At 64.9% G+C, this 16,468-nt stretch carries 12 protein-coding genes and 1 riboswitch; of the genes, 11 read left to right on the top strand and 1 reads right to left on the bottom strand.

Going from position 1 to position 16,468, the window contains the following annotated elements; all coding sequences use genetic code 11:
* Positions 1-208 precede the first annotated feature (208 nt).
* From F0Q04_RS13785 to F0Q04_RS13745, 9 genes are all read left to right on the top strand, one after another.
* Positions 209-2,311, top strand: a complete 2,103-nt coding sequence (locus F0Q04_RS13785; protein ID WP_182341372.1) for a hydantoinase/oxoprolinase family protein — start codon at positions 209-211, stop codon at positions 2,309-2,311.
* A gap of 2 nt (positions 2,312-2,313) precedes the next feature.
* Positions 2,314-3,990 (top strand): hydantoinase B/oxoprolinase family protein, encoded by a 1,677-nt coding sequence (locus tag F0Q04_RS13780; protein WP_182341369.1) that lies wholly within the window; start codon positions 2,314-2,316, stop codon positions 3,988-3,990.
* A 78-nt stretch (positions 3,991-4,068) separates the two neighbouring features.
* The gene (locus tag F0Q04_RS13775) at positions 4,069-5,451 is read left to right on the top strand and encodes an MFS transporter (protein WP_182341366.1); all 1,383 of its coding nucleotides are present in this window, start codon (positions 4,069-4,071) and stop codon (positions 5,449-5,451) included.
* 182 nt (positions 5,452-5,633) lie between these two features.
* The gene (locus F0Q04_RS13770) at positions 5,634-6,578 is read left to right on the top strand and encodes a LysR substrate-binding domain-containing protein (protein WP_182341363.1); all 945 of its coding nucleotides are present in this window, start codon (positions 5,634-5,636) and stop codon (positions 6,576-6,578) included.
* Positions 6,579-6,674: 96 nt separating this feature from the next.
* Positions 6,675-6,946, top strand: a riboswitch (cobalamin riboswitch).
* 239 nt (positions 6,947-7,185) lie between these two features.
* Positions 7,186-9,222 (top strand): TonB-dependent receptor, encoded by a 2,037-nt coding sequence (locus F0Q04_RS13765; protein ID WP_232539342.1) that lies wholly within the window; start codon positions 7,186-7,188, stop codon positions 9,220-9,222.
* A 12-nt stretch (positions 9,223-9,234) separates the two neighbouring features.
* Entirely contained in the window at positions 9,235-10,335 is a 1,101-nt protein-coding gene (locus tag F0Q04_RS13760; RefSeq protein WP_182341357.1) for an ABC transporter substrate-binding protein, read from the top strand.
* Positions 10,332-11,438, top strand: a complete 1,107-nt coding sequence (locus F0Q04_RS13755) for a FecCD family ABC transporter permease (RefSeq protein WP_232539341.1) — start codon at positions 10,332-10,334, stop codon at positions 11,436-11,438. The genes F0Q04_RS13760 and F0Q04_RS13755 overlap by 4 nt, the downstream gene beginning before the upstream one ends.
* Positions 11,435-12,226 (top strand): ABC transporter ATP-binding protein, encoded by a 792-nt coding sequence (locus tag F0Q04_RS13750; protein ID WP_182341354.1) that lies wholly within the window; start codon positions 11,435-11,437, stop codon positions 12,224-12,226. The genes F0Q04_RS13755 and F0Q04_RS13750 overlap by 4 nt, the downstream gene beginning before the upstream one ends.
* On the top strand, positions 12,219-13,016 hold the full coding sequence (locus F0Q04_RS13745) for a (2Fe-2S) ferredoxin domain-containing protein (RefSeq protein ID WP_182341351.1): 798 nt from the start codon (positions 12,219-12,221) through the stop codon (positions 13,014-13,016). The genes F0Q04_RS13750 and F0Q04_RS13745 overlap by 8 nt, the downstream gene beginning before the upstream one ends.
* A 10-nt stretch (positions 13,017-13,026) precedes the next feature.
* Here F0Q04_RS13745 and F0Q04_RS13740 read toward each other — a convergent pair whose 3' ends face one another.
* The gene (locus F0Q04_RS13740) at positions 13,027-13,941 is read right to left on the bottom strand and encodes a LysR family transcriptional regulator (protein WP_116925669.1); all 915 of its coding nucleotides are present in this window, start codon (positions 13,939-13,941) and stop codon (positions 13,027-13,029) included.
* A gap of 184 nt (positions 13,942-14,125) precedes the next feature.
* Between F0Q04_RS13740 and F0Q04_RS13735 the strand changes: the two genes are divergently transcribed.
* Both F0Q04_RS13735 and F0Q04_RS13730 read left to right on the top strand, forming a co-directional pair.
* Positions 14,126-14,977, top strand: a complete 852-nt coding sequence (locus F0Q04_RS13735; RefSeq protein ID WP_021028037.1) for an alpha/beta hydrolase — start codon at positions 14,126-14,128, stop codon at positions 14,975-14,977.
* A gap of 216 nt (positions 14,978-15,193) precedes the next feature.
* Positions 15,194-16,444, top strand: a complete 1,251-nt coding sequence (locus tag F0Q04_RS13730) for an efflux RND transporter periplasmic adaptor subunit (RefSeq protein WP_116925668.1) — start codon at positions 15,194-15,196, stop codon at positions 16,442-16,444.
* The last annotated feature ends 24 nt before the right edge of the window (positions 16,445-16,468 follow it).

The following is a 16,468-nucleotide window of genomic DNA, read 5'->3' as shown; positions in this document are numbered from 1 at the left end:
GCGCTGGTGCATGGCCGACCAAAAATATGGTCTTTTTGCACTGTCGACGTGCATGGCCACCGGGTAAGCGCGTAATGGTTTTTACCCGCGAAGCACAGCTTGTGCCCGCCCTCGAATTTCTTGTTTGCGCCGACTGGGCGATCACTTGATCATCGCTGCCAGGTCAGAGCTTCTGATCCACACAGCTTGCATGATTCGGAGATACCAGATGGCAACAAGCCAAGTCATACGCGCCGGGGCAGACATCGGCGGCACTTTCACAGATATCGCGCTCGAGGTCGATGGCGTCCTGTTCAGCGAGAAGGTCCTGACGGACTATGAAAAACCTGAGCGCGCCATCGTCACAGGCCTCAAACAGGCGGCAGCCCAGGCAGGCATTGCGCCAGCGCAGATCGGCACGGTGATCCACGGCACGACCCTGGCCACCAACTCGCTGATCGAGCGGCGCGGCGCCAGAACCGCCTTCATCACCAGCGAAGGTTTTCGCGATGTGATCGAGATGCGCAACGAGGGCCGTTTTGAGCAGTACGACCTGGCCATCCAGCTGCCCGCGCCGCTGATTGCCCGCAACCACCGCTATACCGTGCAGGGCCGGCTCGATGCCAAGGGCCAGGAGCTGCAGCCGCTCGATGAGGCAGAGGTGCAGGACGTGATTGCCCAGCTGCGCGAGGGTGCATACGACAGCGTGGCCGTGGGCCTGATGCACAGCTACAAGAACCCGGCCCATGAAAAGCGGGTGCGCGCGCTGATTGTAGAGGCGCTGCCCCAGCTGTCAGTGTCCATCTCCAGCGAAGTCTCGCCCCAGATTCGCGAGTTCGAGCGCTTCAACACCGTCTGCGCCAATGCCTATGTGAAGCCGCTGATGTCCTCCTACCTGCAGCGCCTGGCCCAGGCCTTGGTGGCAGAGGGCATGCATTGCCCGCTCTACCTGATCCACTCGGGCGGCGGGGTGATGTCGCTGGCCAATGCGGCCGAGTTTCCGGTGCGCCTGCTCGAATCCGGCCCGGCCGGTGGCGCCATCTACGCCAGCGATTTTGCGGCCAAGTACGGCCAGGACAAGGTGGTGTCCTTTGACATGGGCGGCACCACCGCCAAGATCTGCCTCATCGACCAGCATGTACCCAAGACAGCGCGCGTGTTTGAAGTGGCGCGCAGCTACCGCTTCAAAAAGGGCAGCGGCATGCCGATCTCAATCCCCGTCATCGAGATGATCGAGATCGGCGCGGGCGGCGGCTCCATCGCCCATGTGGATGACATGCGCCAGGTGCGCGTGGGGCCGGAGAGCGCGGGCTCGGAGCCGGGCCCTGCCAGCTACGGCCGGGGCGGCGCCCGCCCGACGGTGACCGATGCCGACTTGCTGCTGCATAAGCTCGACCCGGCACGCTTTGCCGGCGGCAGCATGCGGCTGAACATGCCTGCCGCGCAAGACGCGATGGCCACCCATGTCGGCCAGGCGCAAGGCCTGGACGCGGTGCGTGCGGCCTATGCCGTGGCCGAAGTGGTGGACGAGAACATGGCCAATGCCGCGCGCATGCATGCCGTGGAGTCCGGCCAGGACCTGGAGGCCTACACGATGATCGCCTACGGCGGCGCTGCGCCGCTGCATGCCGTGCGGCTGTGCGAAAAGCTGGGCATCCATCGCCTGCTGATCCCGACGGGCGCCGGCGTGGGCTCGGCCATCGGCTTTTTGCGCGCGCCCTTTGCCTATGAGTCGCTGCGCAGCTCGGTGATACGCATGAGCCAGTTCGATGGCGAGGCCGTCAATGCCATGCTGCGCGAGATGGAGGTGGAGGTGAGCGCCTTTTTGCACGACACCGGCTACGACGGCGAGACCGTCAAGGAGCTGCGTGCCTTTATGCGCTACTGCGGCCAGGGCTGGGAGATCCCTGTGTCGGTGCCGGTGCAGCACTTTGGAGCGGACAGCGTGCCCGCCCTGAACGCGGCCTTTGTGCAGAACTATGTGGCCTTGTTTGGCCACGCGATCGACGGGCTCGACATCGAGGTGGTGAGTTGGGCACTGTCCTTGCGTTCCAAGACCTTGCCGCCGGCCAAGGCCGCGCTGCAGCGGGGCGGCACGCCCCAAAAGGGTGCCGGTACGGTGCTGGACCGCCGCGAGGTGTTTGACGGCAAACAGGGACAGTTCTATGTCTGCGATATCTATGAGCGCCTGGGCCTGCCCCGGGGCCAGGCCGTGCCCGGCCCGGTGGTGATTGTGGAGAAGGAAACCTCGACCTATGTGAGCCCCGGATTCAAGGTGGTGCTGCAGGCAGATGACTGCATGCTGGTCGAGCGCATGGACAGCGGAGTGTGATCATGGCAAACAATACAGACGTTCATTACCAAATCATGTGGAACCGCCTTATCTCGGTGGTCGAAGAGCAGGCGGTCACCTTGATTCGCACCGCCTTTTGCACCAGCGTGCGGGAGGCGGGGGACTTGTCGGCCGGCGTGTTCGACAAGCAGGGCCGCATGATGGCCCAGGCCGTGACCGGCACCCCAGGTCACGTGAACTCGATGGCCGAGTCGGTCGCGCATTTCGCCAAACGCTTTGAGCGCAACACGCTGCAAGATGGCGATGTGCTGGTCACCAACGACCCCTGGCTGGGCACCGGCCACCTGCACGACATCACCGTCGTCACCCCAGTCTTCTATGGCCGCGATGGCCACAGCGCCCATATCGGTTACTTTGCCGCCACCGCCCATGTGGTGGACATCGGCGGGCGCGGCTTTGGCCCGGACGGCAGCGATGTCTACGAGGAGGGCCTGTGCATTCCGCCGATGAAGTTCTTCCGCGCCGGCGCACTCAATGAGGACCTGATCGAGATCCTGCGCAACAACGTGCGCGAGCGCGACCAGGTGATTGGCGACTTCCATTCGCTGGCCGTCTGCAATGCCACGGGCATGCGCCGCTTGAAGGGCATGCTCGACGAGTTCGGGCTCCATGACCTGGAAGACCTGGCCGGCTTTATCTTTGCCAACAGCCAGCGCGCCACCCGCGAGCGCATCGCCGCCTTGCCCGACGGCACGCAGCGCTACGCGATGACCGTGGACGGATACGAGAAGCCCATCGAGCTGGTCGTGGCCGTGGAGATTGCGGCCGACCAGCTGCGAGCCGACTTCACCGGCACCTCGGATCCCAGCCGCTACGGCATCAATGTGCCGCTGACCTACACCAAGGCCTATGCCTCCTATGCGCTCAAATGCGCGATTGCGCCGGAGATCCCCAACAACTGGGGCTCGCTGGAGCCCTTTGAGATCAGCGCGCCCGAGGACTGCATCCTCAATGCCCACCGCCCGCGCCCGGTCTCGGTGCGCCATGTCATCGGCCATCTGATCCCCGATGTGGTGCTGGGTGCGCTGCAGCCCATTTGCCAGGGTGAGATTCCGGCCGAAGGGGCCAGCTCGCTGTGGAACCTGCAGATGCGCTTCAAGGGCATCAGCCCGGCCACGCGCAACCAGCAGCACGAGATCCTGATGTTCAACACCGGCGGCACCGGCGCGCGCCCCTCGAGCGATGGCCTCAGCGCCACCGCCTTCCCCAGTGGCGTGCAGGCCATGTCGGTCGAGGTGACCGAGAGCATCGGCCCCATCATCATCTGGCGCAAGGAGCTGCGGCCCAACTCGGGCGGCGCCGGCCGCTGGCGGGGCGGCCTGGGCCAGCGCATCGAGGTGGGCTCGGCAGAAGGCTTTGAGTTTGACCTGAACGCCATGTTTGACCGCGTGCATTTTGCAGCGCGCGGCCACAACGGCGGCCAAAGCGGCGCACTGGGCAAGGTGTCGCTGGACGACGGCACCGCCTTGCGCGGCAAGGGCAAGCAGCAGATCCCGGCTGGGCGCCGATTGATTTTGGACTTGCCCGGCGGTGGCGGCAACGGCGATGCGGCGCTGCGCCCCACCGCGCTGGTGCAGCGCGATGTGGCTTATGGCTATATCAGCGCCGAACAAGCCAAAACCGATTACGCCCAGGCCACGCCGCTGCCCCCGGCCTGATCGCGTGCCCAAGTCCAGCGGCATAGCCGCTGGTCCTTTCCCATTTTTCTCCCCCTGCAGGACACCAAGGACTTCCCGATGCGCACCCACAATCCCATGGCAGATGGCTTTGCCCCCCCAAGTGCAAGCCTTTCGGACTGGTCATCCCCCCATGCGGCGGCGGCGCCGCGCGCGGTGCAGTCCAAGGAGCTCAACCGCGTAGTGCTGGCCTCGGTGGTGGGCAGCTTTGTCGAGTGGTTCGAGTTCTCGGTCTACGGCTACCTGGCAGCGGTGCTGGGCAAGGTGTTCTTTGCCACCAGCTCGCCCACCATGCAGATCACCGCATCTTGGGCGGCCTTTGCGATTGCGTTTTTTGCCCGGCCCATTGGCGGCATCTTCTTTGGCTCGCTGGGCGACAAGTACGGCAGAAAGCGGGTGCTGACCATCACCATCATCATGATGGCGATCTCCACCTTTTTGATTGGCGTGCTGCCCGGCTATGCGAGCATCGGCATTGCCGCGCCGCTGCTCCTGATCGTGCTGCGCCTGATGCAGGGGCTGTCGGCCGGTGGCGAGGCCAGTGGCGCGGCCATCTTTGTGGCCGAGTACTGCCGCGACCGCAACCGCACCTTGCTCACCAGCTGGGTTGAGGTGGGCTGCATGGCGGGCTTTTTCTTCGGTGCCTCGGTCTCGGCCATTCTGACGATGTTCTTCAGCGCCGAGCAGATCCTGGACTGGGCCTGGCGCATTCCGTTTCTGATTGCGCTGCCGCTGGGCGCCATTGGCCTCTATATCCGCAAGTACCTGGAAGAGACCCCCACCTTCATGGCCATGAAGCAGCAGCATGACGCACTGGCCCAGGCGAGCTGGAAGGTGCTGTTCGCCACGCACAAGAAAGAGCTGTTCCAGTCCGCTGGCATCATCATCGTGACCAATGTCACCTTGTTCACCGTCGTCACCTATATCCCGACCTACTTTGTCAGCGCGCTGCATGTCGATGTGGCCACCGGCCTCAAGCTCTCGCTGGGCCCGCAGCTCTTTTTGGTGGTGATGATCCCGATCATGGGCCTGCTGGCCGACAAGCTCAGTCGCAAGACGATGATGATCGCTGCGAGCCTGGCGATTGCGGTACTGGCCGTGCCTTGCTTTCACCTGCTGCTCGAAGGCAGCACCGCCGCCAAGATCTTGTCCTTGATGGTGCTCAACTTCTGTCTGGCCATGCTGCTGGGCAGCATCTACTCGATCATCCCTTCGATGTTCCACACCAGCGTGCGCTTCAAGGGCATGGCGCTGAGCTACAACGTGGCTGTGGCGATGTTTGCCGGCACCGCGCCGATGATCAACTCCTGGTTGATTGCCCGCACCGGCAACCCGGTCGTGCCTGCCTACTACCTCATTGGCGCGGCAATCATTGGCCTCATCGCCCTGGTCAGCAGCCGGGACCGCACCGGTTTGCCGATGCATGGTGATCCGGTCCAGTAAGGCCATGCGCTGCTGAGCGCTGCGCCAGCCCGAACGCATCCTTTCTGGATGCGTTTTTTTATGCATCAGCGGGGCAGGGCGCAGCAGGCAAGAGCGGTGGCATGCCGGCCCGCTGGGCGCCGGGCTGCGACCTATAATCATCGCCAGCCCGGGCTCTGCCTCTCCTGGCCTGGCGCTCCTCCATGAAATACAAGCTCCCGCCCCTGCAGCCACTGCGCGTGTTCGAGTCCGTCTACCGCCATGGCTCGATCCGCAAGGCGGCCGACGAGCTGTGCCTGACGCCACAGGCCGCCAGCCAGCAACTCAAGCAATTGGAAAGTGCGCTGGATGTGCAACTTTTCGAGCGCGGCGCGCGGGGCCTGGCGGCCAGCGCCGAGGCGCAGACCTTGTACCACTATGTGGAGCAGGGGCTCGATGCACTGAGCCAGGGGCTGGAAGCCGTGCGCTCCCACTACAAGGCTGCGCAGTTCCATATCCAGGTCAGCCCATACTTTGCAACCCAGTACCTGATCCGCTCGCTGCCCTCGTTCACCAAGGATTACCCGGAGCTCGATCTGCGCATCTCCATCGGTGTGGAGCTGCCTTCGTTCGATAGCGGCGATCTGGATGCAGCCATTGTCTGGGGCTACGGCGGTGTGGACCACCTCGATGAAACGCCGCTGCTCGAAGACCTCAAGGTGATCGTGGCTGCGCCGCAGCTGCTGGCCGAGCACCCGGTGGAGACAGCGCAGGATTTGCCGCACCACCGGCTGATATCGCCGCTGACGCACAACAGTCTGTGGCAGGACATTTATGCGATGCTGGGCCTGGAGCCCGGCGGCAAGCATGTCAGCCCCATGCTGCTGCACACGCACGATGCGATGCTGCAAGCCGTTCTCAGCGGGCAGGGCGTGGGCCTGCTGTCCTATGTCGATGCGCTCAGCTATATCCACAGCGGCAAGCTGCTCGCACCCTTTGGGGCCGAGCTGCTGCGCCAACTGCCGATGGACAGAACGCCCAAGTTCCACCTCTACACCCGCCGGGGCGGGGGAGAGCGCCCAATCCAGGCCAGCTTTCGGCAGTGGCTGCTGGGCCAGCTGCGCAGCACTGACTTCATCGGCTATGCGACGCGGCTGCCGCAGGGCTGATACAGCCACTGGGGCATGCGCTGTATCGCCCAGCTGACACAGGCCATGGCCAAAAGGCACTGCCCGGGCTTGCGGCTGGTACACTGGCTGCGCTTTGAAAAAAGCCTATCTACAGGTGCTCGCATGCGAGTGAAACGGGAACAAGGTCGGGAGTGCGCTCCCCCAAGCCTTGGCTGCCCCCGCAACGGTAGACAGGAAACGTAGCCGATGCGGCCCGCTCCCACGCGGGCCCAGTCACTGGGGTTGAGAGAGTGTCCACGCCTGCCAGGCAATAAGACACCCGCACCCTGGGAAGACCGGCTACCGGGTCAGCGCCTGCGCTGCACCGCCTGTAAGCCCGGAGACCGGCCTGTTCCTAGTCGCAGTGCGCGCTGTGCCTCTGGCCAGCACGTGCTCTCTCAACTGTCTGCGGGGTGTGGACGGCGGTTCTTCGCGCGACCCCGTCTTGGGGGGTGACCGCGTGCAGTGCAGCCCCCGCATCAGGCAGTTAGCGCCTTTTGTTCAAATGACTGCAGTTCCTTTTCCGAAAAACCGGCTCCTGGCCGCCCAGCGGCTCTCTTCCTCCTTGCGCCTGGTAGGCAGCTCCTGTGTTCTGTGTTTGCCCGCCTTGGGCATCGCAGTAGCCCATGCCCAAGAAGCCTCACTGCCTGAAGTGGTGGTGAGCGACCAGCGCAGCGAGCCCAATGCGCTCCAGCTGCCGTCGACCTCGGCGAGCAAGCTGGCCGTGCCGCTGCAGGACCTGCCCGCCAGTGTCAGCTCGGTCTCGGCCGTGCAGGTACAAGAGCGTGCCGACTACGAGGTGGTCGATGCCGTGGGCCGCAGCGTGGGCCTGAGTGCCAATGGCACGCCTGGCAATGGCGGGCTGTCGTTCTCCAGCCGGGGCTTTACCGGTGTGAACTCGGTCGGCGTGGCCGAAGACGGGCTGAGCCTGGGGGTTGCAGCCGGCACCGTGGCCTATCCCAATTCCAGCTGGGGCTATGAGCGCTTTGATGTGCTGCGCGGCCCCGCATCGCTGATGTACGGCAGCGGCACCATGGGCGCCACGGTGAACGCGGTGCGCAAGGAACCCAGCCGCAGTACATCGACCGAAGTGCTGCTGGGCGCTGGCTCCCACGGCACCGCCCGCGCGGGCCTGGGCAGCACCGGCGCGCTGAGCGACAGCCTGAGCTACCGCCTGGATGTTTACGGCGATCGCACCGATGGCGAGCGCCAACTGGGAAACAGCGACAGCAAGAAGATCATGAGCGCCATCCGCTGGCAGGCGAGCAGCGATCTGCGCCTGGACCTGACGGCCGATGTCAGCGACCAAAGGCCCGAGCGCTACTTTGGCACCCCGGTGGTCGATGGCAAGCCGGTGGCGGCGCTGGGCGACCGCAATTTCAACTTTCTCGACAGCGACATCCACTACAAGGACCAGCGCTACAAATTGAGGGCCGAGTGGAATGTGAGCGAGGCGCTGGTGCTGCGCAACGAGACCTACCATATGAAGGCCGACCGCCACTGGAAGAACATCGAAGGCTATGACTACGATGCCAGCACGCGCACGGTTCACCGCTACGACTACCTGGAGATCGGCCACGACCTGGAGCAAAGCGGCAACCGCTTAGGCGCCGTTTTCAAGCCCGGCCAGCATGAGATAGCGATGGGCTGGGATGTGTCGCAGGCCAAGTTCACTGCGCTCAACAGCTCGCCCTATACCGGTGAATCCGATGTGCCGCTGACCGGTAGCACCAGTGGCTACTGGGACAGCCCAGACCCTTACAAGCCGCGCATGACCTCGCGCATCCGCCAAAACGCCTTCTACCTGGAAGACGCCTGGAAGCTGGGCGAGCAGTGGCTGCTGATGGCCGGCCTGCGCCGCGACCTCTATGATTTTGACCGCATGGATTTGCTGAGCCAAGCCCGCTTTGACAAGACCTTGGGCGGCACCTCTTGGCGCCTGGGCCTCACGCACAAGCTGGACCAGAACACCAGCCTCTATGCCCAGGTCAGTACCGGCCATGACCCGGTCAACAGCCTGCTGTCGCTGACCCAGTCGCAAACCGGCTTTACATTGAGCAAAGGCCGCCAGGTGGAAGTGGGCATCAAGCAGCAGCTGCCCAATGGCCAGGGCGAATGGACCCTGGCGGTCTTTGATATCCGCAAGAAGGACATCATCACCCGCGATCCGGACCGGCCAGCGCTGTTGATCCAGGGCGGCAAGCAGTCGTCCAAGGGGATCGAGCTGGCAGGCAGCTGGCGGGCGACCAAGGCCTGGCGCTTCGAGGGCAACCTGGGCTATGCGGATGCCCAGTTCGACGAGCTGCTCGAAGGCGCCACAGCCATTGACCGCGCTGGCAACCAGCCGGCCAATGTACCGCGCTACACGGCCAATGCCTGGGCCCATTACCAGACGGGCGATTGGCGCGCATCGCTGGGCCTGCGCCATGTTGCCAGCCGCTACACCAGCAATGCCAATACCGCGCAGCTCCCCGCCTACACGGTGGCCGATGCGGTGCTGGGCTGGAACCTGAACCGCACAACCACCTTGAACCTGGTGGGCCGCAATCTGGCCAACAAACGCTATGCTGCATCGTCCTACGGCTCGCAATGGCTGATGGGCAATGGCCGCAGCTTTGAGCTAATGGCCCATCTGCGTTTCTGAGCAAGGTAGAGCATGACCACAAGCGCTTCCCGGCAAACCCTGCGTGCCCTGGCGGCAGCTGCTGCCCTGGTGCTGACCGGCTGCGACCGGCCAGGGGGCCAGCAGCCGCCCAGCCGCCCCAGCCAGGCGGCGGCCATCCCCATGGCCGAAGCGGCAGCAGTGCCCGCAGGCCTGCGGGCTGCGCCGTTGGAGATCGATGTCTGCGGCCAGCCCCAGCGCTATGACCGGGTGCCGCAGCGTGCCATCACGCACGATGTGAACATCACCGAGATGTTCCTGTTTCTGGGCCTGGGGCCCAGGCTGGTCGGCTACTCGGGCATACCGTCGCGCAAGGAAATCAGCCCCGAGCTGATGACCCAGCTCGCCCAGGTGCCCAAGCTGTCATCGCAGGACATGAACCTGGAAAACATGCTCGAGGCCCGCGCCGACTTTGTGTTTGGCGGCTGGAGCTATGGCTTTCGCCCCGGCGGGGTGACGCCCGAGCTGCTGGCCCAGCATGGCGTGGCCAGCTATGTGCTGTCCGAGTCCTGCATCCATGTGCAAAAGCGCGAGCGTGTGGCGCTGGGCGACACCTTGGCAGACCTGCGCAATGTGGCGCGTATCTTTGCTATCGAAGCCCAAGCGCAAGGGCAGATTGACAAATTGCAGGCCTCGATCGACCAGCTGGCCGCGCAGATGCAGGGCAATACGCACAGGCCGCGCGTCTTTGTGTTTGACAGCGGCGAGAAGATACCCACGACCGTGGGCGGTTTTGGCATGCCCCAGGCCATGCTCGATGCCGCAGGCGGCAGCAATATCTTTGCCGACATCGCCAGCAACTGGCCCAAGGGCAACTGGGAGGATGTGATCACCCGCGATCCGGAATGGATCATCATCATCGACTATGGCCGGCCCAGCGCCCAGGGCAAGATCGATTTTCTGCGCGCCAAGCCTGAGCTGGCTGGGGTGTCTGCGATCCGCGAGCAGCGCTTTTTTGTCATCAGCTATGCCGAAGCCACCCCAGGCCCGCGCAATGTGCATGTGGCCCAGCGCCTGGCTGCCGCCCTGCACCCGGATCGCCGTATCACCGTGGACTCCGTTCCCTGGCTGCCTGCAGCGGAGCCCAAGCCGTGAGCCATGCGCCGGGCTGCGACGGCCTGCATGAACGCCAGCGGCGCGCGCCCTGGTCCTTGGCGCTGTGCCTGCTGCTGCTCTTGGCCCTGCTGCTGGCCAGCGGCCTGGCCGCCATCACCTGGGGCTCGGCATCGCTGCACGCGTCAACGGTGTGGTCGGTCATCTGGCAGCAGCTGCTGGGCGGCGGGTGGCAGCCCGATGCTGGGCAGGGCGGCATCAGCCAGCAGCACTACCAGATTGTCTGGATGGTGCGCATGCCCCGGGTGCTGCTCGCGGCGCTCGTCGGCACCGGCCTGGCCGTCGTGGGCGTGGTGATGCAGGCGATGGTGCGCAACCCGCTGGCCGACCCCTACATGCTGGGCGTGTCCTCGGGGGCATCGGTGGGGGCCGTCTCGGTGCTGGCCTATGGCAGCCTGGCGGCGGCTGGCCTTTATGCGATCACCGCAGGCGCCTTTATCGGTGCACTGCTGGCTACCGCCCTGGTCTATGCGCTGGCCCAGCAGCAGGGGCGCCTGCACGCGACCCGGCTGATCCTGAGCGGCGTGGCCATCGGCTACATGCTGATGGGGGTCACGAGCCTCATCACGTTGACGGCCGGACAGCGCGAGCTGGCCAATGCCTTGCTGACCTGGACCTTGGGCAGCCTGGCCGCAACGCAGTGGAGCGCCCTGGGCCTGCCCGCAGCCGTGCTGGGCCTGGGCCTGCTGTGGCTGCTGCTCTGCGCCCGCCAGCTCAATGCCTTGCTGATCGGCGATGAGGGCGCGGCCACCTTGGGGCTGAACACTGCCAGCCTGCGCCTGCAATTGTTTGTGGTGGTGTCGCTGCTGACGGGCACCATGGTGGCGGTGAGTGGCGCCATCGGCTTTGTCGGTCTGGTCATCCCCCATATCACGCGCATGCTGGTGGGCAGCGACCACCGCCGCGTGCTACCGGTCAGCGCCTTGATGGGGGCGAGCTTTCTGGTGCTGGTCGATCTGGCCGCGCGCACCTGGTTTTCGCCCAGCGAGCTACCCGTGGGCGTCATCACCTCGCTCATTGGCGGGCCCTTCTTTATCTGGATGCTGTGGCGCCGCACCAGTGCGATGCCGGGAGACAGCGCATGATGCTGACGGCCAGCAACCTGTCCTGGACCGCCGGCCACGGCGCCCAGGCCACGCAAATCGTGCGCCAAGCCAGCCTGCAAGTGGCAAAGGGCGAATGTGTCGGTCTGGTCGGCCCCAATGGCTGCGGTAAATCGACGTTGATGCGCATGCTCTACCGCGTGCTGCAGCCCCAGGCCGGTGGCCGCATACAGCTGCAGGGCCGCGATATCTGGCAGATGAGCGCCCGCCAGTTTGCACAGCAGGCGGCCGTGCTGGGCCAGGAGTCTGGCCTGGGCTTTGACTGCACGGTGCAGGAGCTGGTGATGATGGGCCGCTACCCGCACCAGTCGCTCTGGGCGAGGGACAGTGCCCGGGACAAGGCCATCGTCAGCGACTGCCTGGCCCAGGTGCGGGCCAGCAATTTGGCAGGCCATCCGCTGTCCTCGCTCTCGGGCGGCGAGCGCCAACGTGTGCTGCTGGCCCGCGCACTGGCCCAGCAGCCCCAGCTTTTGTTTCTGGACGAGCCCACCAACCACCTGGATATCCAGTTCCAGCTGGAGCTGCTCAGCCTGGTGCGTGCCTCGGGCTGCACGGTGCTGATCGTGGTGCATGACCTGAACCTGGCCGCGCAGTTCTGCGACCGCCTCTATGTGATGCAGGACGGCGCGATCGAGGCCGAAGGCTGGCCAGAGCAGGTGCTGACGCCGCAGACCATTGCACGGGTGTTCCAGGTCGAGTCCCTGGTGGACCGCCATCCGCGCCTGGACAAGGCCCGTGTTAGCTACTGGATGGACAAACCCCATGGCTAAACCACCCGATGCCTTGTTGCTGCTGGGCCGGGGCGGCCTGGGGTCCGCCGCCAAGAACGAATTGCAGGCCTTGCTGCAGGCCTGCCAGCAGGGAGCTCCGGGCCTGCCTATGCAGCTGGCCTTTGTGGACCGCAACCAGCCGGCCTTGCCCGAGGCGCTGGACAGCCTTTGCGCTGCACTTGCGCCGGCCGATCTGGCGCGGCAGACCATCGTCATCCAGCCGGTCATGGTGCCCGATGAGCCCGCCCTGCGGCGCTGGCTGCAAAAGGTCGCCATGCGCTGGCTCGCCAGCCAGGCCAAAGATGCCCGGCCCCAGCTGGTATTTGCGCAGCCGCTGCTGCAGTCGGATGGCTTGGTGCCCGCCTTGCTGAACAACCTGGCGCTCGCAACATCCCAGCCCGATGTGGTGGCCGAGGAGGGCGACGAGGGCTGGCAAACCGACCCCGTGGCGTGGAGCACGGTGCCCGCGCACCAGCGCCATGTGCTGTGGTGCATGGGGCCGCGCTGCGTAGCCAAAGGGGCTGCAGCGTTATGGCCCCGGCTCAGCCAGGCGGTGCAGGCCAGTGCGCCCCTCAAGCAGCAGCTGCAGCTGCTGCAGACCAGTTGCCAGTACCCCTGCAACCAGGGGCCGCTGATGATCGTCTATCCCGATGGCGTCTGGTACGGCAACCTCGATGAAGACAGCCTGGTGCCGGTGCTCAAAAGCCACATCGAAGGCAGCGAGGCCTGCGCGGCGCACCGGGTGCATTCGCCCCGCGTGCCTCCGCCCTGCAGCGATTCAGATCCATGAGCGCAGTGCGCTATTTGCACTGCAGCAGCGGATCGGCCGCAAAAATCTCCACCACCCAGTCGACAAAGGCGCGGACCTTGGCGCTCAGGTGCGAGTTGGGCGGGTAGACCACATAGACTGGCAGCAGAGGCTGGGTCCACTCCGGCAGGATCTGCACCAGCTGACCGCTTTTCAGGTATTCGCGCGCCTGGTAGCTGGTGATCTGTCCTACGCCCTGGCCGCTGAGCAGGCTGGTGGTATAGGCATTGGCTTCGTTCACGGCCAAGGTCGAGGGGTTGGTCATCTCGATGACCTCGCCGTTGTGCTGAAACTCCAGCGGATAGCGGCGCTGGGTCACTGGCGAGAAATAAATCACACTGTTGTGGCCGTTTTCCAGATCGCGCGGATGCTGGGGCGTGCCGTACTGCTGCAGATAGCCGGGCGAGGCCACCGTCGAAAACTCCACATTGCCCACGCGGCGCGCCACCAGCGACTGGTCACGCAACTCGCCGCCCCGGATCACGCAGTCCACATTGTCGGCAATCAGGTCCACCGTACGGTCCGTCACACCCAGGTCGATCTGGATATCGGGGTAGCGCGCCTGGAAGGATGCCAGCTGCGGAATGATCAAAAGCCGGGCGATCGAGGTGCCCACGTCCACACGCAGGCGCCCGCGCGGCGTGGCCCGCACCTGGCTCATGCTGGCTTCGAGCTCATCAAAATCGCTCAGCAGCCGCACGGCGCGGTCGTAGTAGGCAGCGCCGTCGGTGGTGACGGTCACGCGGCGCGTGGTGCGGTTGAGCAGTTTGACCCGCAGCCGGTCTTCCAGCGCCTGCACATGCTTGGTCACACTGGCCTTGGGCAGCTGCAGCGACGAGGCCGCAAGCGTGAAGGTGCCCGACTCCACGACCCGCGCGAACACCCGCATTGCCTGTATCTGATCCATCTGCCTCTCCTTGCACTGTGCTTGCACTGTCGCGCACGCGCGCGCCAAAGTAGGTGGATTCTCACACGCCAAAGATCATGCCATTGTTCCTGATTTGGAAATAGTGCGGCCATAATTTGCGGATTGATCGGTTGCAGCAACGCAACTACATTTACCCCATGCCTACTTTCCACCGGGCTAGCTTATGTCTGACACCACCGTAAAAACCCGTTCACCGGCTCCTGACTTCATCGACACCGTCGCTCCGACGGCGTCGGGCGAGTCGGTGGCCGTGCGCCTGTACGGTAGCAAAGGCAAGTCGGGCGAGCCTTCGCCCTTGGTGCTGCATTTTCATGGCGGCGCTTTTGTTGAAGGCGATCTCGACAGTGGCTGCACCGTAGCGGGTCTGCTGGCCTCAGCAGGTGCCCGTGTGGTGTCGGTGGCGTACCCGCTCTCGCCTGAGCATCCATTTCCGCGTCCATTGGAGATCGGATATGAAATGCTCCAGTGGAGCTACAAACATCGCACACGCCTTGCCGGCAAAGGTGCGCCGATGTATGTGGCTGGTGAGGAGGCGGGCGCCAACCTGGCGGCCGGCGTGTGCTTGATGGCGCGTGATCAACGCCATCCGCCGCTGGCAGGGCAGATCCTGCTCTCACCCATGCTCAATCCCTGCGCCGGCACGGCATCGCTTCGCGCTGCCAATGGCGATGCGACGGAATGCAAATGGGCCGAGGGCTGGAGCAAGTTCCTGGGCTGCACCTATGACGGTATCCATCCCTACGCCGTGCCCGCGATGGCACAGCGCCTGGCTGGGCTGCCGGCAACGCTCATCATGGTGGGCGATGAAGACCCGATGCACGACGAGGCACTGGCCTATGCCAGCCGCCTGCAGGCAGCCGGTCATCTGGTGCAGCAGCATGTGTTCAAGGTCGCGCAACAGTGGCCCGATGCATTGCTCGAGCCCCGAGCTCCCGAGCCCTGTCCCTGTGCCGGGGCGGTGCTGGAACAACTGGCACTTTTCTTCGAGACATCCCGATGTCGGGCGCAAGCCTGATCCCCTGAACGAAGCGCAAGGCATGAGCGGCGCCTCTTCCCGGTAAAGCCCGGGGAGTGGCGGCGGCCGGCTGCGCCTTCACCACCCTTAAAAACGCTTTCTCGCAACGCATTGCCGGATGGGCAAGGATTTTCTGTCGGCTGTTGTTAGCCGCAGGGGCATGCCGTTGCCGCAAGAAACCTCAAAAACGATTCACGCACACATCAGGACTTGGCCATGAGCAACAACAAAACTTCTTCTTCCCCTCAACGCCGCTGGTGGACGGCCATCGGACTGGCAGCCGCCGTGGTAGCTGCCGGCGGCACGGCATTGGGCCTGCAAAGCTCGCACGCGAGTGCCCCGGCCGAGGCCGCAGCGCCGCCCGCGATGCCGGTCTCCGTCGCCCAGGTGCTGCAGCAGGATGTGCAGCTCTGGGACGAATTCTCCGGCCGGCTCGAAGCCGTGCAGCGCGTCGATGTGCGCCCCCGTGTGGCCGGCGCGCTGCAGGCGGTGCACTTCAAGGAAGGCGCCCTGGTCAAGGCCGGTGACCTGCTCTTCACGGTGGACCCTGCGCCATATGCCGCCGAAGTAGACCGTGCCGAAGCCCAGGTAGTGGCCGCGAAGGCGCGCATGGGCTATTCGCAAAGCGAAGCCGAGCGTGCTGCACGCCTGTGGGAAGAGCGCGCGATTGCGCAAAAGGAACTCGACGAGCGCAGCAATGCCCGCCGTGAGGCAGACGCCAACCTGCGCGCCGCCCAGGCCGCGTTGCAGACGGCCAAGTTGAACCTGGGCTACACGCAGGTGCGCGCGCCGGTGGCCGGCCGCATGGGCCGCATCGATGTGACCGTGGGCAACCTGGTCAGTGCCGGCGCCGGCGCGCCGGTGCTCACGACCCTGGTGTCCGTCAACCCCATGTACGCCAGCTTTGATGCCGACGAGCAAATCGTGACCAACGCGCTGCAAGGCCTGCGCCAGGGCAAGAGCGCGCGGGCGCTGATCGAGAGCATTCCCGTGCAGATGGGGGTGGGCACGAGCGGCGCCACCCCTTACAACGGCCACCTGCAGCTGATTGACAACCAGGTCGATGCGCGCAGCGGCACGGTGCGGGTGCGTGCGGTGTTTGACAACGCCGATGGCGCGCTGATGGCCGGCCAGTTTGCCCGCGTGCGCATGGGCCAGCCCCACAGCCAGCAAGCGCTGCTGATCAATGAGCGTGCGGTGGGCACGGACCAGAGCAAGAAGTTTGTACTGGTGGTGGGCGAGGGCAACAAGGCCGAATACCGCGAAGTGCAGCTGGGCGCGCCGTTTGAAGGCCTGCGCCTGGTGACCTCGGGCCTCAAAGCCGGCGAGCGCATTGTGGTCAACGGCCTGCAGCGCGTGCGGCCCGGCGCCGTGGTGGCGCCGCAGGATGTGCCCATGTCCAGCAAGTCCGAGCTCAAGAACGATGCGCAGCAGGCAGCCAACGATGGCTCCAAGCCAGCCGCCTAAACCGATAACAAAAAAGCCAAGCGT

It is taken from the genome of Comamonas koreensis (genome assembly GCF_014076495.1).
GTDB classification, from domain to species: Bacteria; Pseudomonadota; Gammaproteobacteria; order Burkholderiales; family Burkholderiaceae_C; genus Comamonas; species Comamonas squillarum.
Note: the sequence above shows the minus strand (reverse complement) of the source record. Positions and strands in the feature narration are given on the sequence as shown.